Annotated in this window: 19 protein-coding genes; 14 read left to right on the top strand and 5 right to left on the bottom strand. The window is 61.6% G+C overall.

Going from position 1 to position 20,577, the window contains the following annotated elements; all coding sequences use genetic code 11:
• Positions 1–81 precede the first annotated feature (81 nt).
• Complete coding sequence (locus ACTJKS_RS03650) at positions 82–444, bottom strand: cupin domain-containing protein (RefSeq protein WP_041071946.1); 363 nt, start codon at positions 442–444, stop codon at positions 82–84.
• A 234-nt stretch (positions 445–678) separates the two neighbouring features.
• Here ACTJKS_RS03650 and ACTJKS_RS03645 point away from each other — a divergent pair, with 234 nt between their 5' ends.
• Both ACTJKS_RS03645 and ACTJKS_RS03640 read left to right on the top strand, forming a co-directional pair.
• On the top strand, positions 679–2,172 hold the full coding sequence (locus tag ACTJKS_RS03645) for an aldehyde dehydrogenase (protein ID WP_041071948.1): 1,494 nt from the start codon (positions 679–681) through the stop codon (positions 2,170–2,172).
• 228 nt (positions 2,173–2,400) lie between these two features.
• Positions 2,401–3,543 carry an MFS transporter gene (locus ACTJKS_RS03640; protein WP_108184199.1) on the top strand — a complete coding sequence of 381 codons (1,143 nt, stop codon included), beginning with the start codon at positions 2,401–2,403 and terminating at the stop codon, positions 3,541–3,543.
• A 71-nt stretch (positions 3,544–3,614) separates the two neighbouring features.
• Here ACTJKS_RS03640 and ACTJKS_RS03635 read toward each other — a convergent pair whose 3' ends face one another.
• Positions 3,615–5,165 carry a phospholipase D family protein gene (locus ACTJKS_RS03635; RefSeq protein WP_411157863.1) on the bottom strand — a complete coding sequence of 517 codons (1,551 nt, stop codon included), beginning with the start codon at positions 5,163–5,165 and terminating at the stop codon, positions 3,615–3,617.
• A gap of 308 nt (positions 5,166–5,473) precedes the next feature.
• On the opposite strand from ACTJKS_RS03635, the gene ACTJKS_RS03630 reads away from it, so the two are divergent.
• From ACTJKS_RS03630 to ACTJKS_RS03615, 4 genes are all read left to right on the top strand, one after another.
• A complete protein-coding gene (locus tag ACTJKS_RS03630) occupies positions 5,474–6,124 on the top strand; it encodes a DUF1120 domain-containing protein (RefSeq protein WP_041071953.1) in 651 nt (216 codons plus the stop codon).
• Positions 6,125–6,215: 91 nt separating this feature from the next.
• Entirely contained in the window at positions 6,216–6,929 is a 714-nt protein-coding gene (locus ACTJKS_RS03625) for a fimbria/pilus chaperone family protein (RefSeq protein WP_262948679.1), read from the top strand.
• Complete coding sequence (locus tag ACTJKS_RS03620; protein WP_262948677.1) at positions 6,929–9,352, top strand: fimbria/pilus outer membrane usher protein; 2,424 nt, start codon at positions 6,929–6,931, stop codon at positions 9,350–9,352. Before ACTJKS_RS03625 ends, ACTJKS_RS03620 begins: the two co-directional genes overlap by 1 nt.
• The gene (locus ACTJKS_RS03615; RefSeq protein ID WP_198758819.1) at positions 9,349–9,885 is read left to right on the top strand and encodes a hypothetical protein; all 537 of its coding nucleotides are present in this window, start codon (positions 9,349–9,351) and stop codon (positions 9,883–9,885) included. The genes ACTJKS_RS03620 and ACTJKS_RS03615 overlap by 4 nt, the downstream gene beginning before the upstream one ends.
• On the opposite strand, the gene ACTJKS_RS03610 is transcribed toward ACTJKS_RS03615, so the two are convergent.
• Positions 9,826–11,304 carry an aminotransferase-like domain-containing protein gene (locus ACTJKS_RS03610; protein WP_198758818.1) on the bottom strand — a complete coding sequence of 493 codons (1,479 nt, stop codon included), beginning with the start codon at positions 11,302–11,304 and terminating at the stop codon, positions 9,826–9,828. The genes ACTJKS_RS03615 and ACTJKS_RS03610 overlap by 60 nt on opposite strands.
• Positions 11,305–11,483: 179 nt before the next feature.
• Between ACTJKS_RS03610 and ACTJKS_RS03605 the strand changes: the two genes are divergently transcribed.
• Positions 11,484–11,729: a DUF1127 domain-containing protein gene (locus tag ACTJKS_RS03605; protein ID WP_108184193.1), complete on the top strand. Its 246-nt coding sequence runs from the start codon at positions 11,484–11,486 to the stop codon at positions 11,727–11,729.
• A 141-nt stretch (positions 11,730–11,870) separates the two neighbouring features.
• Here the strand turns inward: ACTJKS_RS03605 and ACTJKS_RS03600 are convergent, their stop codons facing one another.
• A complete protein-coding gene (locus ACTJKS_RS03600; RefSeq protein ID WP_262948675.1) occupies positions 11,871–13,181 on the bottom strand; it encodes an NAD(P)/FAD-dependent oxidoreductase in 1,311 nt (436 codons plus the stop codon).
• Positions 13,182–13,328: 147 nt separating this feature from the next.
• On the opposite strand from ACTJKS_RS03600, the gene ACTJKS_RS03595 reads away from it, so the two are divergent.
• Entirely contained in the window at positions 13,329–13,682 is a 354-nt protein-coding gene (locus ACTJKS_RS03595) for a YkgJ family cysteine cluster protein (protein ID WP_108184447.1), read from the top strand.
• An 88-nt stretch (positions 13,683–13,770) separates the two neighbouring features.
• Here the strand turns inward: ACTJKS_RS03595 and ACTJKS_RS03590 are convergent, their stop codons facing one another.
• Entirely contained in the window at positions 13,771–14,259 is a 489-nt protein-coding gene (locus tag ACTJKS_RS03590; protein ID WP_003177284.1) for an Lrp/AsnC ligand binding domain-containing protein, read from the bottom strand.
• Between the two features lie 156 nt (positions 14,260–14,415).
• Between ACTJKS_RS03590 and dadA the strand changes: the two genes are divergently transcribed.
• From dadA to ACTJKS_RS03560, 6 genes are all read left to right on the top strand, one after another.
• On the top strand, positions 14,416–15,720 hold the full coding sequence (gene dadA, locus ACTJKS_RS03585) for a D-amino acid dehydrogenase (RefSeq protein ID WP_041071961.1): 1,305 nt from the start codon (positions 14,416–14,418) through the stop codon (positions 15,718–15,720).
• Positions 15,692–16,045 carry a RidA family protein gene (locus ACTJKS_RS03580; RefSeq protein ID WP_041071962.1) on the top strand — a complete coding sequence of 118 codons (354 nt, stop codon included), beginning with the start codon at positions 15,692–15,694 and terminating at the stop codon, positions 16,043–16,045. Before dadA ends, ACTJKS_RS03580 begins: the two co-directional genes overlap by 29 nt.
• A gap of 94 nt (positions 16,046–16,139) precedes the next feature.
• A complete protein-coding gene (alr, locus tag ACTJKS_RS03575; protein WP_108184191.1) occupies positions 16,140–17,213 on the top strand; it encodes an alanine racemase in 1,074 nt (357 codons plus the stop codon).
• An 88-nt stretch (positions 17,214–17,301) separates the two neighbouring features.
• A complete protein-coding gene (locus ACTJKS_RS03570; protein WP_007920393.1) occupies positions 17,302–17,850 on the top strand; it encodes a cupin domain-containing protein in 549 nt (182 codons plus the stop codon).
• A 182-nt stretch (positions 17,851–18,032) separates the two neighbouring features.
• Complete coding sequence (locus tag ACTJKS_RS03565) at positions 18,033–18,449, top strand: c-type cytochrome (RefSeq protein ID WP_041071964.1); 417 nt, start codon at positions 18,033–18,035, stop codon at positions 18,447–18,449.
• Positions 18,450–18,584: 135 nt separating this feature from the next.
• Positions 18,585–20,507: an acetyl-CoA hydrolase/transferase C-terminal domain-containing protein gene (locus ACTJKS_RS03560; RefSeq protein WP_262948668.1), complete on the top strand. Its 1,923-nt coding sequence runs from the start codon at positions 18,585–18,587 to the stop codon at positions 20,505–20,507.
• Positions 20,508–20,577 lie beyond the last annotated feature (70 nt).

Below are 20,577 nucleotides of genomic sequence, written 5' to 3'. Positions count from 1 at the left end.
TGTTCACAATGTTGGTGTTAATCACAAAACCTGTGGGAGCTGGCTTGCCAGCGATAGGGCCGGATCAGTCAGCGAAAGTCCTCAAGCCTTCTGTTCAAAGATCACATAGACCTTGCGGCAAGCCTCCAGCACTTCCCAGGTGCCACGGAAGCCTGCTGGAATCACAAAGCGGTCACCCACGCGCAAGGTCTTGGCATTGCCATCGCTGTCACGCAGCACCGAAACTCCCTGCAGGATTTCGCAATATTCGTGCTCGGTGTAATTGACCGTCCATTGGCCAACCGCACCTTCCCACACGCCAACACCCATTTGCCCGCAAGGACTGTCGTACTGGTTGAACACCGCTTGCTCGGGATCACCCTTGAGCACTTTGGCCGGGTCCGGGCGATAGCGTTCGGCTGCGCTGGTGGTCAGGCTGATGTCGACGACGTTCTGGATGTTCATTGTTGTTTTCTCCCGTGATGACGGCGCGGTGGCTTGAAAGGGCCAGAGTCTATGTTTATTAAAATGAACACCGCAAGGTCGTATGGCGCGCTTATGTCAAATATATTGAAACAAACCCGGCCGCTGGTTTAGGGTGGCGGGTGCCTTGGGCCGAAAAGCAGGCTGGCCGGGCAGCATTCCTGAAGACGACCGCGAAGAACGCGGCGCTCTATTCAACAAGAGGAGGACACTCGAATGACCACCCTGACTCGTGCCGATTGGGAACAACGTGCCCGCGACCTGAAGATCGAAGGCCGCGCCTACCTCAACGGTGAATACACCGACGCCGTCTCCGGCGAGACTTTCGAGTGCATCAGCCCGGTCGATGGCCGTCTGCTGGGCAAGATCGCCAGCTGTGACGCCGCCGACGCTCAGCGCGCCGTGGAAAACGCTCGCGCCACCTTCAATTCCGGCGTCTGGTCGCGCCTGGCACCGACCAAACGCAAAGCCACCATGATCCGTTTCGCCGGCCTGCTCAAGCAGCACGCCGAAGAACTGGCGCTGCTCGAAACCCTCGACATGGGCAAGCCGATCAGCGATTCGCTGTACATCGACGTGCCCGGCGCGGCGCAGGCCCTGAGCTGGAGCGGCGAGGCGATCGACAAGATCTACGACGAAGTCGCCGCCACTCCGCACGATCAACTCGGTCTGGTGACCCGCGAGCCGGTGGGCGTGGTCGGCGCCATCGTGCCGTGGAACTTCCCGCTGATGATGGCCTGCTGGAAACTCGGCCCGGCGCTGTCGACCGGTAACTCGGTGATCCTCAAACCATCGGAAAAATCCCCGCTGACCGCCATCCGCATCGCTGCGCTGGCCGTTGAGGCCGGTATTCCGAAAGGCGTGCTCAACGTGCTGCCGGGTTACGGCCACACCGTTGGCAAGGCGTTGGCGTTGCACAACGATGTCGACACGCTGGTGTTCACCGGTTCGACCAAGATCGCCAAGCAGTTGATGATCTATTCCGGCGAATCGAACATGAAGCGCGTGTGGCTGGAAGCCGGCGGCAAGAGCCCGAACATTGTCTTCGCCGATGCGCCGGACCTGCAAGCCGCTGCCGAATCCGCCGCCAGCGCCATTGCCTTCAACCAGGGCGAGGTCTGCACCGCCGGTTCGCGTCTGCTGGTCGAGCGTTCGATCAAGGACAAATTCCTGCCGATGGTGATCGAAGCGCTGAAAACCTGGAAGCCGGGCAATCCATTGGATCCGGCGACCAACGTTGGTGCGCTGGTCGATACCCAGCAGATGAATACCGTGCTGTCGTACATCGAATCCGGTCACAGCGACGGCGCCAAACTGGTCGCTGGCGGCAAGCGCATTCTTCAGGAAACCGGTGGCACCTACGTCGAGCCGACGATTTTCGACGGTGTGAGCAACGCGATGAAGATCGCTCAGGAAGAGATCTTCGGCCCTGTGCTCTCGGTCATCGCTTTCGACACCGCCGAAGAGGCGATCCAGATCGCCAACGATACGCCGTATGGCCTGGCCGCAGCAGTATGGACCCAGGACATCTCCAAAGCGCACCTGACCGCCAAAGCGTTGCGCGCCGGCAGCGTGTGGGTCAATCAGTACGACGGCGGCGACATGACCGCACCGTTCGGTGGCTTCAAGCAGTCGGGCAACGGTCGTGACAAGTCGCTGCATGCATTCGACAAGTACACCGAGCTGAAGGCGACGTGGATCAAGCTGTAAGCCGTTAACGGGAGCCCGGCAACGCCGGGCTCCCTGACGAAACAGCGATCCCCTGTGGGCGCGGGTTTTTGTGGCGAGGGGATTTATCCCCGATNTTGCAGATACACCGCATGCTCAGGTTTTGCGACTGCTGCGCAGCCGATCGGGGATAAATCCCCTCACCACAAAGGCCCGCTCCCACATTTGGTTTTGTGGTGTACATAAAAATAATCCACAGGAGCGTGGACCATGCGTTGGGCGACGTATTTCGCCGTGTTGGCGTCTGTCTTGAGTGTCGGTCTGGCCCTGGGGGTCAGCATGCCGCTGGTGTCGTTGCGTCTTGAGGGTTGGGGCTATGGCTCTTTCGCCATCGGTGTGATGGCGGCGATGCCGGCGATTGGCGTATTGCTGGGCGCGAAGATTTCCAGTCATCTGGCGGCGCGTTTCGGCACAGCCAACCTGATGCGCCTGTGCCTGTGGGCCGGCGCGTTGTCGATTGGCTTGCTGGCGCTGCTGCCGAGTTATCCGATCTGGCTGGTATTACGCCTGATGATCGGGGTGATCCTGACCATCGTGTTCATCCTTGGCGAAAGCTGGATCAACCAACTGGTCGTCGAACACTGGCGCGGACGACTGGTCGCGCTGTATGGCAGCAGTTATGCATTGAGCCAACTGTCTGGTCCATTGCTTCTGGGGGCGCTGGGTACTGAACATGATTATGGATTCTGGGTCGGCGTCGGGCTGCTGACGGTTTCGCCTTTTCTGTTGATGGGCCGCAGCGGGGCGCCAAGCAGTGAAGCCAGCAGTGTGACCTTCGGCGATCTCTGGGGATTTGCCCGCGAGTTGCCGGCGATTGCCTGGGCGGTGTCGTTGTTCGCCGCGTTCGAGGCGATGATCCTCACGCTGCTGCCGGTGTATTGCCTGCAGCAGGGCTTCACTGCCGAGATTGCACTGGCGATGGTCAGCACCGTGGTGGTCGGCGACGCGCTGCTGCAACTGCCGATTGGCGCGTTGGCAGACTACCTGTCGCGGCGCACGTTGTTCACCGGATGCGCGGTGATCCTGATGCTGTCGAGCCTGGCGATTCCGCTGTTGCTCGATACGCTGCTGATCTGGCCGTTGTGGGTGTTGTTCGGGGCCAGTGCCGGTGGCCTGTTCACCTTGTCACTGATCCTGATTGGCGAGCGTTACCGCGACGATGCGCTGGTGCGGGCCAATGCGCACATTGCGCAGCTGTGGGGTGTGGGCTGTCTGATCGGGCCTTTGCTCGCGGGGGCGGGCAGTCAGTGGATCAGCGGGCATGCGTTGCCATTGTTGATGGCGGCGGGGGCGTTCGGGTTGGTGATACTGCTGATGCGCCAAGGTGCATTCGGGACGGTGCAAACGGCTTAAGGTCAAAAGATCGCAGCCTGCAGGGAAACCGCATTCCTCCAGAGCTGCCGCAGGCTGCGATCTTTTGCTTTTTAAAGCATCCGTTCCAGGCCCACCGTGGTGCTGAACCACGCATTGAAGCGCCGCCACCAGCTCCCGGGTTCCTGGGTCAGCGTGTGCATCTGACCGTTGTCTTCGGTCACCCAGACAATCTTCCCATCCTGCAATTTCGCCTGATAACTCAGGGCTGGCGCCATGCCTTGCAGCGCCAGTTCGCGCACATGTCCGGCCAGCTCCGGGCTGTCCACCAGCACCCCGACTTCGGTGTTCCACAACACTGAGCGCGGATCGAAGTTGAACGAGCCGATGAACGCTTTCTGTCGATCGAAAATCATCGCCTTGCTGTGCAGGCTGGAGTCCGAGCCGCGGAACGACTTGCTGTAAAACAAATGCGGACCGCTGCCATAGTTGTCCCCGGGCTGACGGCGCAGTTCATACAGTTTCACACCGTGTTTCAGCAACGCCTTGCGGTACGGCGCGTAACCGCCGTGCACCGCGGGCACATCGGTGGCTTCCAGCGAATTGGTCAGCAGGCTCACCGAGACCCCGGCGTCGGCGCGTCCGGTCAGGTACACCAGCCCCGGCTGGCCGGGCACGAAGTACGCCGAAATCATGATCAGTTCTTTGCTGACGCCGCGCAGCTCCGGCGCCAGTTGCGTGGTCAGCAGCAGTTGCTGATCAGGCTCGTCCTTGGCCAGCACCTTGCTCGGCGCGTCCCACAGTGCCTGGTTCCAGGCCCAGATCAGTTCCTTGCGCCAGATATCCATGCGCGGCGCGGTCTTGAACGTCATCAACTGTTGATACAGCGCGTGGTTCTGTTTGCGGGTTTCCTCCAGCGATTCTTCCAGGCGCGTGCGGGTGTTTTGCAGGTCTTTGATGCTCGGTTTGCTGGAGAGGAATTCGTCGATCGGCTTGCTCAGTGCGCTGTTCCAGTACTGATCGAAACTGTGCCCGAGCTGTTCGGCCACCGGGCCCACGCTGAGCATGTCGATGTCGGTGAAATTCAGGTTCGGCTCGGCATCGAAGTACTCGTCGCCCAGATTGCGCCCGCCGACAATGGCCACGCTGTTGTCGGCCAGAAACAGTTTGTTGTGCATGCGCCGGTGTTGCAGCGACAGGTTGAACAGGCGTCCGGCAGCGCGGGTCACGCCGGTGCTGCGGCCCAAGTGCAGCGGGTTGAACAGGCGAATCTGGATCTGTGGGTGCGCCGCCAGCGTGGCGATGATCGTGTCCAGACCGTCGCTGGTGGTGTCATCGAGCAGGATGCGTACGCGCACGCCGCGGTCGGCAGCCTTGAGCAGTTCTTCCACCAGCATCCGCGTGCTGACACCGTCGTGAACGATGTAGTACTGCAAGTCGAGGCTGGTTTGCGCATTGCGGATCAGTTCGGCGCGCGCGGTGAACGCTTCAGTGCTGTTGGACAGCAAACGGAAGCCGGAACGGCCCTGCCAGGGCGCGGCCTGGGCCTGGATCGAGCGGCCGAATACGGAGCCGGAGGCCGGCAACACCTGGCTGGGTTCGCGCGGTACATCAAGGGTTGCGCAACCACTGGCCAACGAACACAACACGCAGACAGCGAGCAATTTTTTTCCGGGTCGCACGTTGCTTTCTCGGCTGGAGGCTGGGGGGCGGAGTATGGCATGCAGAGGATTTCAAAGACCCTTCAAGGCAGATCCTCGCCACATTGGGTAAACCATTAGTCGTTCGAAAGTAGGAATGAGTTCGCATGTGGCTTTGGACTATTTGCTTTGTCGTTTTTTCTGTTTTGGCTTGGTGCCTATTCCTACATACGGAGCCTACAAAAAACGAAATCATCGCCCCGGCGTTCACGGCCTCGTGAAAGCGATGCACTGAACCACTGCCATTTAAATAGCCGAACAGGTAGGGACTGATGAAAACATCAACATGGATGGCCGCCGTTGCGGCTGCAGTAATACCCACACTGGCGGTTGCCGAAAGCGTGGACCTGAGCGTGATCGGAACCATCATTCCGACGTCGTGCATTCCCGCGTTCGCCGGTGGCGGCACGGTAGATTTGCGCAAGATATCGGCAGCCACGCTGAACAAGACCACGCAGACGCTGCTGCCGACGCACGATATATCGCTGCACATCAACTGCGATGCGCCAGCACCGGTGGAAGTGTCGGTCAGAGACAATCGCGCGGCGACCAAACTGCCGGGTATCAGCGATGGCGCCGGTAACAGCGATGCGGCCTTGTTCTATGGCCTGGGTGAAATCAACGGCATCCGTATCGGTGGCTTTGCGCTGCGCCACGGGCGTCCGGAGGCCGACGGCATCCAGCAGACCCTGATCACCCGAAGCCTGGCGGCGCCGACGTGGCAACTGCCTTCCTCGCCGCTGGTAAGCAATGCCCCGGCGCTGTACTCCTGGGGGACGGGCGTGGCCGCTGGCCCGGTCGCGGCGCGCCACCACGGGTTTCCGATGAGCTTGCTGCCGATCATTGGTCCGAGTAACGCGCTGCCGATCACCAGCGAGATTCCGCTCGATGGCTCGGTCACGTTCGATATGTACTACCTCTGATCGTCAGAACCCGGCCATGGCCGGGTTCTTTCTCGCTCTTTCGGCGCGCCCTTTGACGGGGGGCGTTGCCATTCCCAGCGGAACAATACCGATGCTGATTTCGATGTGTCGTCCTGTCTTCAGGGCGCTGCCACTGTGCCTGCTCGCCCTGCTTTTGATGCCTGTCGTCCACGCTGCGGGCATGGTGCCGCAGACCCCTGTGTTGGTGGTGGATGAGGGCGTGGGCGAAGCAACCATGAACGTGCGCAATACCGAAACGCGTCCGGCCCTGCTGCATACCACGGTCGTAGACGTCGAGCCGCATGATCAGACGCTGTTGCTGTTCAGCCCGTCGGTGGCCCGGGTCGAGGCCGGCGCGGTGCAGCAGGTACGGTTTATTTTGCAGAGCGCCGAACCGTTGCAGACCGAGCGTCTGAAGCGGGTGATCTTTGAGGGGATCAATCCTGTCGCAGGTGTCGACGGCGCCCGGGTCAATCTGGGGGTTCGGCAAAACCTGCCGGTGATCCTGCGTCCCGCCGGCCTGCCAGTCGAGCGCGAGCCATGGAAGCGGCTGAGCTGGTCGGCCACGGCTGAAGGCCTGCTGGTCAGTAATCCCAGTCCTTACGTTGTGCGGCTGGCGAAGGCGATTGTTCCGCTGCCGGGCACGCAGGTGGTGGAGCTGCCGCGTACCTGGATCCTGCCCGGAGAGCGCCTGGCCGTCCGGTTACCGTTGAGCTCGACGGTGCGGGCCATGGCCGTACGGATTTTTCCGGCCACCACCTATGGCTTTGCGGTGGATCACTTTGATGCTCCGGTAACGCATTGATGCGCGGTTCTGCCCGTCGGGGACTGGCGCTGGTGATGGCTCAGGGTGTCGGCGTGGCGCTGGCCGGCGAGGTGGTGGAGTTCGATACGCAGATGCTTCGCGAGCGCGGACTCGATCCGGCATTGGCAGCGTACTTTCGCCAGGCACCGCGTTTCTCCCAAGGCACACGTCTGGTCGCGCTGGAGGTCAATGGACAGCCTCGAGGTCGGGTGTTCGTGACGTTCGATGCCGAGGGCGAGCCGTGCCTGCAACCGGCCTTGCTCAAGGCTGCCGGCGTGCGCGCACAAGCGGCTCCGGCGCCGGTCGACCCGTGTCTGACACTGCGCGAAGGTCTGCCCTCGGCCATCGTCGAGCTGCATCCCGGCCAGGAGCAGATCGACCTGCTGCTACCGACCGACCTGCTGGCGTTGCCGGAACATCAACCGCACACCTTCACCAACGGCGGTGTCGGCGGCGTGTTCAATTACGATGCGTTGGTCATGGGCGGCCAGTCAGGGGGGCAGCGCAGCGATTTTCGCAGCCTGGGTTCGGAGATTGGCTTGAACGCTGGCAACTGGGTTTTGCGCAGTCGCCAGTCCTATACGCAATTGCCCGACAGTACGCGCTTCGAGCATCTGTATGCCTATGGCATGCGCACCCTGGAAGACTACGAAACCAGCGTGCAGATCGGTCAGTTGAACCTGCAGTCGCCCTTGTTTGCCGGCGAAGCGTTCAGCGGTGTGCAGATTCTTCCGGAGGATGCGTTCGCGCAATTGCGCGCGGCACAGCAGGGCGCGCGTGGCGAGGTCGAGGGCATTGCCTGGTCGCCCTCGCGAATCGAAGTCCGACAGAACGGTTTGCTGATCTACACCACGCGGGTTCCCGGTGGGCCATTCACTCTGCGCGCGCTGCCATTGTTGAGCACCCAACTCGACCTCGAAGTCAGCGTGCACGAGCAAGAAGGGCAAGTGCGGCGTTTTCGCGTCCCGGCAGCCAGCCTGCAGGATTCACAATTTGATCGCGCCGACGGCTTCAATCTGGCGCTGGGCACGGTGCGACGCCAGGGTGCGGATGATCGTCAGGCGCCATCGTTTGCCACCTTTGGCCGGGAATGGAGTCTGTCGCGAGCGTTGCGCGTGAGCGGCGGGATCCTGGGTGGGGCGGACTACCTGTCGGCAGGCTGGGGGCTGCAGCGTCAATGGCCGGGCAATCTGAGCAGCGGTGTGCGCCAGGTGCTGTCCAGTGATCGAGAGACAGGTATTGCAGGGCATCAATTACAAATGACCGTCAGTGCCGTGTTGTCGCCGAATCTGTCCACCAGCGTGGTTGCCGTGCGCCGTGGTCAGGGCTTTCGCACCCTGTCAGACACAGGGTGGAACCAGCAGCGGGGACGCGCCGAGGCCCCCGGGCGCGATCACTGGACATTTTCGCTCAACGGTACTGTCGAGCGCTGGGGGGCATTCGGCATGACCTGGTCGCGCTACACCAGCGTGGACGAACCGCCACACATGCGCCTGGGTTTGTCCTGGTCGCAGACGTTGCCCGAGCGGATCAGCCTGTCGTTGAGTCTTGAGCGCAGCATCGGCGATGCCGACGCGTGGCGTCGGGGCACCTCGGCTTATCTGACGGTCGGGATGCCATTGGGTGAGCAGCGCAGGGCTCGTAGCTATGTGCGCAGCGATCCGCGATCCGGAGTGCGCAGTGGCGTGTCGATGAGCGAGGTGCTCAGTGAAACCCTGGCTTATAGCGCCAGCGCCGAACAGCGTGAAGCCGCAGCGCCATCGCTGGGATTGCGGGTCAACGCACTGACGCATTACAGCCGTGTGGACCTGGGCCTGAGCCAGCGTGACAGCGCAAGTGAGTTCGACGTGGGCCTGCGTGGCGGCATGGCGCTGCATCGCGACGGTGTGACGCTGTCGCCGTATCCGCTGCGCGAGACCTTTGCCGTGCTCAAGGCTGGTGACCGTGCGGGTCTGAAGCTGTATACGCCGCAAGGTCCGGTGTGGACGGACGTTTCGGGCCGGGCAGTAGCGGCGAGTCTGCCGCCCTATGCGACGGCCAGGCTGGAGGTCGACCCACTGAGCCTGCCGCGCAATGTGGAGGTGCTCGACGGTTATCAGGAGGTGGAGGCCGGGCGCGGCTCGGTTCAGCATCTGGATTTCACCGTCACCCGTGTGCGGCGTGTGCTGTTGAAGGCCAGAACGGTTGATCGGCAATGGCTGCCCAGTGGTTTGCTTGTTCAAGACCGGCAAGGCGCATTCGTGACCACGGTGCTTGAGGCCGGGACGATCTTTCTTCCGGATATCAAACCCGGGCAGCTGCTGCGGGTGCAACTGTCGGATAGCGCGCACTGCGACCTGCAATTCAATCTGGCTGAAGCGCCGGACGAGCGCGCGTTGGTCGAGCCTGTCGACGCGCTCTGTCAGCCGTTGAACCTCACATGACTGAGTTATTGCGCATGCTTCGACTTATCTTGATCACGCTGGGAGCGCTGGCAGCAACGTCGGTCATGGCCAGCGACGCCTGTCAGATGACGCTCTCACCGAGCGCTGTGGACTATGGCATTTCGACGCGGCCGGAGCTGCGCGCCCGGCAATCGGGCAATGACGGCAGTTTTGGGGTGCGCACGGTTCACCTACGGATTCAATGCCCGGTCGCGCGTTCGTTCACCTGGTCGTTTTCTGCCCCGAACAGCGATGCGCTGGATTATCGATGGGCAGCGGGACGCTTGCAGATACGCATGGTGGCGGCGCGTCTGGATGGCGCGCCAGTGCAATGGCAGCGCGAGGGAGGCCGGACGGGCGCGGCGGATCTGCTGCAGCCTGGCGATCGCATCGTGAACCGGCGCGCGGGCAGCATCGCCGCCGGGCGCCATCTGGAGGTGGAGCTGCAGATCGAAGCCCGCGTCAGCGATACCTCAAGCCGTGTCGCCGACCTTCAGCGCTTCGAGGGGTACGGTACGTTTCAGCTCGAGTGATTCGGACTCGGCCAGCAGCCGGATCGCCGCCGCGCCGACCTTGCGCACTGCTTCTTCGATCTGCGGTGTCGGTTTGGCCGCGTAATTCATCCGCAAACAATTGCGATACTTGCCCGACGCGGAAAAGATGCTGCCGACGGCAATCTGCACGCCTTGGTCATGCAATGCACGATTGAGTTTCAGCGTATCGAAAGCCTCCGGCAATTCGACCCAGAGCATGAAGCTGCCTTGCGGACGACTGGCGCGAGTGCCGGCCGGGAAATAGCGCGTCACCCAATCGATCATTACGTCGCGATTGCGCTGGTATTGCGTGCGCATTCGCCGCAAGTGCGGCTCGAAGTAGCCACCTTTGAGGAATTCGGCAATGGCAATCTGCGGCTGTGGCGCGGTGGAACCGGTGCTGATGTATTTCATGTGCAGCACCCGTTCCAGATACCGTCCCGGCGCGACCCAACCGATGCGCAGCCCCGGCGCCAGGGTCTTGGAAAACGAACTGCACAGCAGCACGCGGCCATCCTCGTCGAAGGATTTTATCGTGCGCGGTCGCGGGTAGGTGTAAGCCAGTTCGCCATACACGTCGTCCTCGATGATCGCCACATCGAAACGCTGCGCCAGCGTCAACAACGCGCGTTTGCGCGACTCCGGCATGATGTAGCCCAGCGGGTTGTTGCAGTTGGGGGTGATCTGGATGACCTTGATCGGCCACTGCTCCAGCGCCAGTTCCAGCGCTTCGAGGCTGATGCCGGTCAGTGGATCGGTGGGGATTTCCAGGGCTTTCATGCCCAGCCCTTTGAGGGTCTGCATGGCGCCGTGGAAGCTCGGCGAATCCACCGCAACGATGTCGCCCGGCTCGCAGATCGCGTGGATGCTGGTGGACAGCGCTTCGTGGCAACCGGTGGTGATCACCAGATCGCTGGCGCTCAACTGACAGCCGGAATCGAGCATCAGCCGGGCGATCTGCTCGCGCAGTTCGAGGGTGCCGTGGATGTTGTCGTAATACAGCCCGGGCATGTCCTGCCGGCGGCTGATCCGTGCCAGCCCACGCAGCAGTGGTTTCAGGGTGGGCGTGGTCACGTCGGGCATGCCGCGACCCAGTTGCACCACGTCCTTGCGCGGTACTGCGCGAATCAGCTCCAGCACTTGATCCCACTGCGAAATCTCCACCGGCCGCTGCGCCGGACGCCCGACGGCGGGCAGCTCCGGCAGCTCGCGGCCCACCGGCACAAAGTAGCCGGACTTGGGTTTCGGCGTTGCCAGGCCGCTGTCTTCAAGCATGCGATAGGCCTGCTGCACGGTGCTCAGGCTGACCCCGTGTTCTACGCTCAAGGCGCGCACCGAAGGCAGGCGATCACCGGGTCGGTAGAAGCCTTGTTCGATGCGGGTGCCGAGCAGCTCGGCGAGGTTCACATACAGGGTCATGGCACTGCCTCGATGCAGGTGATTCGTTAAACCAGTACAGATGCAGCAAAAATCGGTGATTCAGACGCAGAAACGGCAAATCTGTATGGGATTAATACAGGTGTGTTGAATCTGTAATGCTTTTGCCGACCCGCGCATCATGGAATCTCTGGCTACCCAAGTAAACAGGAGCGACAAAAATGAACGGCTTGAGCGATGTGCGGCTGACGTTACACAGTCAGGAACTGGCGGCAGGGCAGGAGGACAGCGCATGGAATAGCGCCATGCGCAACGCGCCCTCCGGCCTGAGCCGCTGGGGCCTGTTCTGGCATCGTCTGCACACGCGCAAGGCGTTGCTGAGTCTCACGCCGGAGCAGCTCAAGGATGTCGGGTTGACCCGGGAGCAGGCAAATGAAGAGGGGTTGAAGCCGTTCTGGCGGATCTGAAACCTGTATTTTTCTGGCGGGCCTCATCGCTGGCAAGCCAGCTCCCACAGTAATTTGGTGTTCACAATATTTGTATTCGCCGCAAAAACCTGTGGGAGCTGGCTTGCCAGCGATGGCGGCTTCAAGGACGCAGCAAAAACATCAGACCAACTCTTTGAGCCGATGCCACAACATCCCCAACGCCAGCAACGGCGAACGCAAATGCTTGCCGCCGGGGAAAGTGATGTGCGGCACCTTGGCAAACAGATCAAAGCGACCGCTGTGCTGCCCGCTGATTGCCTCGGCCAGCAGCTTGCCAGCCAGGTGCGTGGCGTTTACCCCGTGCCCGGAATAGGCCTGGGCGTAATACACGTTCGGCTGGTCATTGAGTCGGCCAATCTGTGGCAACCGGTTGGCACCGATGCCGATCATCCCGCCCCATTGATAGTCGATCTTCACGCCTGCCAGTTGTGGAAACACTTCGAGCATCTTCGGTTGCATGTAGGCGCCGATGTCCTTCGGATCACGCCCGGAATAATGGCAGGCACCGCCGAACAGCAGACGCCGATCCGCCGAGAGCCGGTAGTAATCCAGCGCCACCCGCTGGTCGCAGACCGCCATGTTTTGCGGCAGCAGGCTGTGCGCCTGGGTTTCGCTCAACGGCTCGGTGGCGATGATGTAGCTGCCGGCCGGGAGCACTTTGCCGCTGAGTTGCGGATTGAGGTCGTTGAGGTAAGCGTTGCAGCCCAGCACCAGGGTTTTCGCCCGCACTGAACCTTGAGCGGTGTGGACGCGAATCTCGGTGCCGTAATCGATCCGCGTCACAGCCGATTGCTCGAACAGCTTCACACCCAATTGCTGTGCGGCAGCGGCTTCGCCCAGCGCCAGGTTCAGCGGGTGCAAATGCCCGGAACCCATGTCGATCAAGCCGCCGACATAGCGTTTGGAGCCGACCACGGTGTGCATTTCATCGGCTTGCAGCAGACGGGTTTCGTAGCGATAGCCGAGGCTGCGCAGCTCATCGGCGTCTTCGGCGAAGCCTTCGAGGTCGGCCGGCTTGTTGGCGAGGTCGCAGTAGCCCCAGGTCAGATCGCACGGGATCTGAAAGCGCTCGACGCGCTGACGGACGATTTCCACCGCTTCCAGGCCCATCAGTTTCATCTGGCGTACGCCGTCAGCACCGATGACATTGGCGAACTGGTCGAGGCCGTGGCCGACCCCGCGAATCAACTGTCCGCCGTTGCGGCCACTGGCGCCCCAGCCGATCCGGTGCGCCTCCAGCAACGCCACGCTGAGGCCGCGTTCGGCCAGTTCCAGCGCGGTATTCAACCCGGAAAACCCGCCGCCGACCACGCACACGTCGGCCATCACTTCACCTTGCAGCTGCGGATGATCGGGCTGCGGCAGGCTGCTGGCGGCGTAGTAAGAGGCAACGTGGGGTTGGCTCGCGAAGGTTCGGGCGCGGGCATTCATGGGCGTCATCCAACGGCTGAGTGTCGAGAAAATTTGACGGAGCATAAGCCGCACGCCTGAGCACGGGCAACACTGGTCGGCCGTTGCTGTCTGGATCACGGCTTTTGCGGCACAATTGCCGCCTATTTCATGTGGGTTACCGTTTCGATGAGTTGCAATCGCCAGACCCTTCGCGATCTGCGTCAGCAGATACCCACGTTCGACTGCGTGCCCGGCTGCCATGACTGCTGTGGACCGGTGACCACTTCCCCGGAAGAAATGTCACGTCTGCCGCGCAAGACCCGCGCCGAACAGGATGCGGCGATGGAAGAGCTGAACTGTGTGCACCTGGGCCCCAATGGTTGCACGGTGTATGGCGAGCGTCCGCTGATTTGCCGCTTGTTCGGTACCACCAAAACCCTGCCGTGCCCGAACGGGCGCGGGCCGGTGGAGCTGATTCATCCACGGGTGGAAAAGCAGGTCTTCGAGTACATGGCTTCGAATCGGCAGGTGCTGGTCTGAAAAGATCGCAGCCTTCGGCAGCTCCTACATGGAAATGCATTCACCTGTAGGAGCTGCCGAAGGCTGCGATCTTTTGATCTTCCAAATCTCAGTCCGGAATCGGCAGGCTCAGGCTCTCCTTCACTTCTTCCATCACGATGTAACTCTTCGACTCGCGCACATGCGGCAGCTTCAACAGAATGTCGCCCAACAGCTTGCGGTACGAAGCCATCTCGGAAATCCGCGCCTTCACCAGATAGTCGAAATCCCCTGACACCAGGTGGCATTCCAGCACGTGCGGCAGTTTCAGCACCGCGCGGCGGAACTCTTCGAAGGTGTCGCCGGATTTGTAGTCGAGGCTGATCTCGACGAACACCAGCAGGCTACCCTTCAAGTGCTGCGGGTTCAGGCGGGCGTTGTAGCCCATGATGATCCCCTCGCGCTCCAGCCTTCGCACCCGCTCAGTGCACGGCGTGGTGGACAGGCCGACCTTCTCCCCGAGTTCGGTAAACGATATGCGCCCGTCTGCCTGCAGGATCCGCAAGATGTTGCGGTCGATCTTGTCCAGCTCACGTTTGGTCTGAGTGTTGGTACGCATAGGGGATGCGCCTCCGTGAAAAGGGTTTTTGCCGAGAATTGTCGCCAAATATAGGCGCTTATATAGTGAAATGCACTGGCCATTCTTTTTTACACTGCGCGCATCATTGCTCTAACAACAGACGTACGCGGCCCCGCCGCGATGAGGGATACAAAAATGCGCGTAATGGTCTTGGGTAGCGGCGTCATCGGTACCGCCAGTGCTTACTATCTGGCCCGTGCCGGGTTTGAAGTGGTGGTGGTCGACCGGCAGCCAGCCGTGGCCATGGAGACCAGTTTCGCCAATGCCGGCCAGGTGTCGCCGGGTTACGCTTCGCCGTGGGCCGCGCCGGGCGTGCCGCTCAAGGCCATCAAATGGCTGCTGCAGCGCCACGCGCCGCTGGCGATCAAGGCCACTGCCGACATCGACCAGTACCTGTGGATGGCGCAGATGCTGCGTAACTGCACCGCCAGCCGTTACGCGGTGAACAAGGAGCGCATGGTGCGTCTGTCCGAGTACAGCCGCGACTGCCTCGACGAACTGCGTGCCGAAACCGGCATCGCCTACGAAGGCCGTAGCCTGGGCACCACGCAACTGTTCCGCACCCAGGCGCAGCTGGATGGCGCCGCCAAAGACATCGCCGTGCTTAAAGAATCCGGCGTGCCGTTTGAAGTCCTCGACCGCGCCGGCATTGCCCGCGTCGAGCCGGCGCTGGCCAATGTCACCGATATCCTCGCCGGCGCCTTGCGTCTGCCGAACGACCAGACGGGCGACTGCCAGATGTTCACCACGCGTCTGGCGGAAATGGCCGTGAAACTCGGTGTGGAATTCCGCTTCGGTCAGGACATCCAGCGCCTCGACTACGCTGGCGACCGCATCAACGGCGTGTGGATCGACGGCAAGCTGGAAACCGCCGACCGCTACGTGCTGGCCCTCGGCAGCTACTCGCCGCAACTGCTCAAGCCGCTGGGCATCAAGGCCCCGGTGTATCCGCTCAAGGGCTACTCGCTGACCGTGCCGATCACCAACCCGGACATGGCCCCGACTTCGACCATTCTCGACGAGACCTACAAGGTCGCGATCACCCGTTTCGACAACCGCATCCGCGTCGGCGGCATGGCGGAAATCGCCGGTTTTGACCTGTCGCTCAACCCGCGTCGGCGCGAAACCCTGGAGATGATCGTCAACGACCTTTATCCTCAGGGCGGCAATCTGACCGAGGCGAGCTTCTGGACCGGTTTGCGTCCGACCACGCCGGACGGCACACCAATCGTGGGTGCCACACCGTTCAAGAACCTGTTCCTCAACACCGGTCACGGCACCCTGGGTTGGACCATGGCGTGCGGTTCCGGTCGTTTGCTCGCCGATCTGATGGCGAAGAAAAAGCCGCAGATCAGCGCCGAAGGCCTCGATATTTCCCGTTACGGCAACAAGCCTCAGGAGTCCGCAAAACATGGCAATCCAGCGCCAGCTCACCAATGAGCGCATGAGTCAGATCGTCACCCACAACGGCACCGTGTATCTGGCCGGTCAGGTCGGTGATGACTTCAACGCCGGGGTCGAACAGCAGACCCGCGACGTGCTCGCCAACATCGAGCGTTTGCTGGATCTGGCCGGGACTGACAAGCAGCATCTGCTGTCAGCGACGATCTACCTGAACGACATCGAGGCGCACTTTGCCGGGATGAACTCGGTATGGGATCAGTGGCTGCCCAAAGGCGCCGCCCCGGCCCGCGCCACTGTCGAAGCGAAGATGGCCAAGCCGAGCATCCTCGTCGAGATTTCCATCGTCGCCGCGTTGCCGTAACCGTTTCAAAGATCCCTCTCCCGGCGCTGTTGGCGGTTCACGCCGTCAGCCAGCGCCGGTTTTTATTCCCATGACCGCCTAGAAGTCTGCCGCCATGCGTCCTGCCCGTGCCCTGATCGACCTAGAAGCCCTGCGCCACAACTACCGAATTGCCCGCGAAGTCACCGGCGCCAAGGCGCTGGCGGTGATCAAGGCTGATGCCTACGGGCACGGCGCGGTGCGTTGCGCCCAGGCGCTGGAAGCCGAGGCCGACGGGTTCGCCGTCGCCTGCGTCGAAGAAGCGCTGGAGCTGCGCGCGGCGGGCATCAAGGCCCCGACGTTGTTGCTCGAGGGCATTTTCGAAGCCGATGAACTGGCGCTGATCGTCGAGCATGATTTCTGGTGCGTGGTGCATTCGTTGTGGCAGCTCGAAGCCATCGAGCAGGCGGCATTGAGCAAACCGATCACCGTGTGGTTGAAGCTCGATTCCGGGATGCACCGTGTGGGCCTGCATCCGAAGGATTACGCGGCGGCCTATCAACGCCTGCTGGCCAGCGGCAAAGTGGCGAAGATCGTGCTGATGAGTCACTTCGCCCGTGCCGATGAGTTGCACGAGCAGAGCAGCGCCGATCAAGTGGCGGTGTTCGAGGCGGCGCGTCAGGGCCTGGCGGCCGAAGTCAGCCTGCGCAATTCGCCGGCGGTGCTCGGTTGGCCGCAGATCCCCAGCGACTGGGTACGCCCGGGCATCATGCTCTATGGCGCAACGCCGTTCGAAGAAGCCAACGCCGTGGCCGAGCGCCTGCAACCGGTGATGACGCTCGAATCGAAAGTCATCTGCGTGCGTGAATTGCCCGCCGGCGAGCCGATCGGCTACGGCGCCAAATTCATTACTGACAAACCGATGCGCATCGGCGTGGTCGCCATGGGCTATGCCGACGGCTACCCGCGTCAGGCACCGACCGGCACGCCAGTGCTGGTGGCCGGTAAACGCAGCCGGATTCTCGGTCGCGTGTCGATGGACATGCTGTGCATCGACCTCACTGAGGTGCCGGAAGCCGACCTCGGTTCGACCGTCGAGCTGTGGGGCAAAAACATCCTCGCCAGCGAAGTGGCGCAGTGGGCGGACACCATTCCGTACCAGATCTTCTGCAACCTGCGTCGGGTGCCAAGGCTCTATTCCGAGGGTTGACGCCGCTGCGGGGGCCAAGTGTTGTAAATACTGAACGCTGTCGCCATGATAACGCTCAATATTCTTACAACATCAGGAGGCTCCCGCCTTGGACGTCGGTGAACGACTGCAATCGATCCGCAAGCTCAAAGGGCTTTCCCAGCGTGAACTCGCCAAACGCGCGGGCGTCACCAACAGCACCATTTCGATGATCGAAAAGAACAGCGTCAGCCCTTCGATCAGTTCGCTGAGGAAGGTACTGGGCGGGATTCCCATGTCCATGGTCGAGTTCTTTTCCGAAGAAATCCTGCAGGAAGTCCCGACCCAGATCGTCTACAAGGCCAACGAGCTGATCGACATCTCCGACGGCGCGGTGACCATGAAACTGGTCGGCCGCGCGCACCCGAGTCGGGCCATCGCATTCCTCAACGAAATCTACCCGCCCGGCGCCGATACCGGCGAAGAAATGCTCACCCATGAAGGCGAGGAAACCGGGATTCTGGTGGAAGGTCGTCTGGAACTGGTGGTGGGGCTGGAAACTTTTATTCTCGAAGCCGGCGACAGCTACTATTTTGAAAGTACCAAGCCGCATCGTTTCCGTAATCCGTTCGACGCGCCTGCGCGACTAATCAGCGCAGCCACGCCGGCGAATTTTTAAACACAGAGGCGCCAGGCCATGACGTCGAAGGCATCCGAAGAGTTTTTCCACTGCGCGGTATAACCCCTTCGACTATGGGGTTGTTTCAGTGTGGCGGGCTACCCGCTATACTTGCGCCCGCCTGCGAACCGTGGCCGCAGGCGTGAATAGCCACCATTGAGGGTGAACGCGTGAACCTAATTATGAAAATGCTGGCCGCACCAGCAACCGTACTGGCCCTCTGGGCTGTCAGCGCTCAAGCTGCGACGAATGACGACATTGCCAAGCGCCTCGAGCCAGTGGGCCAGGTGTGCGTTCAGGGGCAGGAATGCAAAGGAATGGAAGTCGCTGCCTCTGCGGGCGGCGGCGGTGGTGCGAAGACCCCGGATGAAGTGATTGCAAAACATTGCAACGCTTGCCACGGCACTGGCCTGTTGGGCGCACCGAAAATCGGTGACACCGCCGCCTGGAAAGACCGCGCCGATCATCAGGGCGGCCTCGACGGCATCCTGGCCAAGGCCATCACCGGCATCAACTCCATGCCGCCGAAAGGCACTTGCGCCGATTGCTCGGATGACGAGTTGAAAGGCGCGATCCAGAAGATGTCCGGCCTGAAATAAGCCGCGCTTCTGACGAAAAAGACCGTCTTCGGACGGTTTTTTTGTGCCTGCGATTCGCGACGTGGGCTGTCCTTTGCAGCAAAGTCGAGGCAAGCTCGGTCTACCTCTATTCACGGAACGGGCAGGAGGCTTCAGATGGTGCAGTTGTGTTCGATCGAACAGGCAGTGGACGAGGTGCTCGTACGCTTGCCGGCGCATATCCACATGGGCATGCCGCTGGGGCTGGGCAAGCCCAATCATTTCGTCAACGCGCTGTACCGGCGCATCAAGAGCCTGCCCGAACGGCGACTGACGATGTACACCGCGCTGTGCCTGGGGCGCCCGACACTGGGCGACGGTCTGCAGAAGCGCTTTATCGAACCCTTCGTTGAGCGCGTGTTCGGCGACTACCCCGAATTCGATTTCCTCGCCGATCTGCAGCGTGACAGCCTGCCCGCCAACATCCGTATCGAACAGTTCTTCATGCAGCCCGGCAGCCTGCTCAACAGCGCACCGGCCCAGCAGGATTACGTCAGCAGCAACTACAGCCACGCCGCCCGCGACATCAATGCCGCCGGCCTCAATCTGGTGGCGCAGTTACTTGCCAGCAGCAGCGAACATCCCGATCGGTTGAGCCTGAGTTGCAACCCGGACATCACCCTTGACCTGCTGCCGATGATCGCCAAGCGCCGCGATGCCGGGGAGACCATTTTGCTGGTGGGTCAGGTGCACACCGACCTGCCGTACATGCCCGGCGATGCCGAAGTCGATATCGACACCTTCGACCTGCTGATCGACGCAAAGGACAGCAGCACGCTGTTTTCCACGCCGAACATGCCGGTGGGCTTTCAGGATCATTTCATCGGTTTGCATGCCAGCACGCTGGTGCGCGACGGCGGTACGTTGCAGATCGGCATCGGCTCGATGGGCGATGCACTGACCGCCGCACTGCTGGCGCGGCAGGCAGATAACGCCGGTTACCAAGCGTTGCTCGATGACATCAATCTCAGCCAGTGGGCGCAGTTGATCGAGCGCGAGGGCGGTACCGCGCCATTCGCCAAGGGCCTGTATGGCTGCAGTGAAATGTTCGTCAACGGTCTGCTGGTACTGGCCGATGCCGGAATCATCCGGCGCAAGGTCTACCCCGACGTTCAGACGCAAGAGCAGGCCAACGCCGGCACCCTTGATGAGTCGGCGCAGACCGATGGCATCTCGGTGCACGGCGGCTTTTTCCTCGGCCCGCGCAGTTTCTATGAGCGCCTGCGCGAGTTACCGCAGAGCAAGCGCCTCGAGTTCAACATGACCCGCATCAGCTACATCAACGAGCTGTACGGTCAGGAAGAGCTCAAGCGCTTGCAGCGCCTCGATGCCCGGTTCATCAACACCGTGTTCACCATGACCCTGATGGGCGCGGGCGTGGCCGATCAACTGGAGGACGGGCGGGTGCTCAGCGGGGTTGGCGGGCAATACAACTTCGTCGCCCAAGGCCACGCGCTGCACGATGCACGCTCGATTCTGATCCTGCGCAGCTGGCGCGAGTCCGGCGGCGAGGTCAGTTCGAACATTGTCTGGGAGTACGGCCACTGCACGATTCCACGGCACCTGCGTGACATCGTGGTCACCGAGTACGGCATCGCCGACCTGCGCGGCAAGGCCGATGCGGTGGTGATCGAGTCGTTGCTCAATATCAGCGATTCGCGCTTCCAGCCGGGGTTGATCGAGCAGGCACAGAAGGTCGGCAAGCTGCCGAAGGACTTCCGCCTCGATCCGCGATTTGCCGACAACACCCCGCAACGCTTGCAGGCCATTGCCGCAAAGCATCCGAACCTGTTTCCGGAGTATCCGCTGGGTTGTGATTTCACCGCGATCGAGCGCGATCTGCTGCGAGCGCTGAACTGGCTGAAGAGCAAGTTCAAGCTGAGCGAGATTCTGGAATTGGGCAAGGCTGCGCTGGATGCGCCGGAGGCTTCGACGTTCCCCGAACACCTTGAACGTATGCAGCTGACCAACCCGGAAGGCTTGAAGGAAGACCTGTTCCAGCGCCTGCTGCTCACCGGGCTGAAGGCCACCGCGCAATAAAAAACGACAAAAAAACTGTGGGAGCGGGCTTGCCCGCGATGGCGGTGTATCAGTCAACGTGGATGTTGAA

The sequence above is a fragment of the Pseudomonas sp. 22189 genome (assembly GCF_052045635.1).
GTDB lineage: Bacteria > Pseudomonadota > Gammaproteobacteria > Pseudomonadales > Pseudomonadaceae > Aquipseudomonas > Aquipseudomonas parakoreensis.
Note: the sequence above shows the minus strand (reverse complement) of the source record. Positions and strands in the feature narration are given on the sequence as shown.

What these genes read in the sequence shown, in the direction of transcription:
- ACTJKS_RS03630 (WP_041071953.1), top strand. Translation starts at nt 5,474, where the DNA reads ATGAAAACATCAACATGGATGGCCGCCGTTGCGGCTGCAGTAATACCC.
- alr (WP_108184191.1), top strand. Translation starts at nt 16,140, where the DNA reads ATGCGTCCTGCCCGTGCCCTGATCGACCTAGAAGCCCTGCGCCACAAC.
- ACTJKS_RS03600 (WP_262948675.1), bottom strand. Translation starts at nt 13,181, where the DNA reads ATGAATGCCCGCGCCCGAACCTTCGCGAGCCAACCCCACGTTGCCTCT.
- ACTJKS_RS03565 (WP_041071964.1), top strand. Translation starts at nt 18,033, where the DNA reads ATGAAAATGCTGGCCGCACCAGCAACCGTACTGGCCCTCTGGGCTGTC.
- ACTJKS_RS03650 (WP_041071946.1), bottom strand. Translation starts at nt 444, where the DNA reads ATGAACATCCAGAACGTCGTCGACATCAGCCTGACCACCAGCGCAGCC.
- ACTJKS_RS03610 (WP_198758818.1), bottom strand. Translation starts at nt 11,304, where the DNA reads ATGACCCTGTATGTGAACCTCGCCGAGCTGCTCGGCACCCGCATCGAA.
- ACTJKS_RS03595 (WP_108184447.1), top strand. Translation starts at nt 13,329, where the DNA reads ATGAGTTGCAATCGCCAGACCCTTCGCGATCTGCGTCAGCAGATACCC.
- ACTJKS_RS03620 (WP_262948677.1), top strand. Translation starts at nt 6,929, where the DNA reads ATGCGCGGTTCTGCCCGTCGGGGACTGGCGCTGGTGATGGCTCAGGGT.
- ACTJKS_RS03590 (WP_003177284.1), bottom strand. Translation starts at nt 14,259, where the DNA reads ATGCGTACCAACACTCAGACCAAACGTGAGCTGGACAAGATCGACCGC.
- dadA (WP_041071961.1), top strand. Translation starts at nt 14,416, where the DNA reads ATGCGCGTAATGGTCTTGGGTAGCGGCGTCATCGGTACCGCCAGTGCT.
- ACTJKS_RS03605 (WP_108184193.1), top strand. Translation starts at nt 11,484, where the DNA reads ATGAACGGCTTGAGCGATGTGCGGCTGACGTTACACAGTCAGGAACTG.
- ACTJKS_RS03640 (WP_108184199.1), top strand. Translation starts at nt 2,401, where the DNA reads ATGCGTTGGGCGACGTATTTCGCCGTGTTGGCGTCTGTCTTGAGTGTC.
- ACTJKS_RS03625 (WP_262948679.1), top strand. Translation starts at nt 6,216, where the DNA reads ATGCTGATTTCGATGTGTCGTCCTGTCTTCAGGGCGCTGCCACTGTGC.
- ACTJKS_RS03560 (WP_262948668.1), top strand. Translation starts at nt 18,585, where the DNA reads ATGGTGCAGTTGTGTTCGATCGAACAGGCAGTGGACGAGGTGCTCGTA.
- ACTJKS_RS03615 (WP_198758819.1), top strand. Translation starts at nt 9,349, where the DNA reads ATGACTGAGTTATTGCGCATGCTTCGACTTATCTTGATCACGCTGGGA.
- ACTJKS_RS03580 (WP_041071962.1), top strand. Translation starts at nt 15,692, where the DNA reads ATGGCAATCCAGCGCCAGCTCACCAATGAGCGCATGAGTCAGATCGTC.
- ACTJKS_RS03645 (WP_041071948.1), top strand. Translation starts at nt 679, where the DNA reads ATGACCACCCTGACTCGTGCCGATTGGGAACAACGTGCCCGCGACCTG.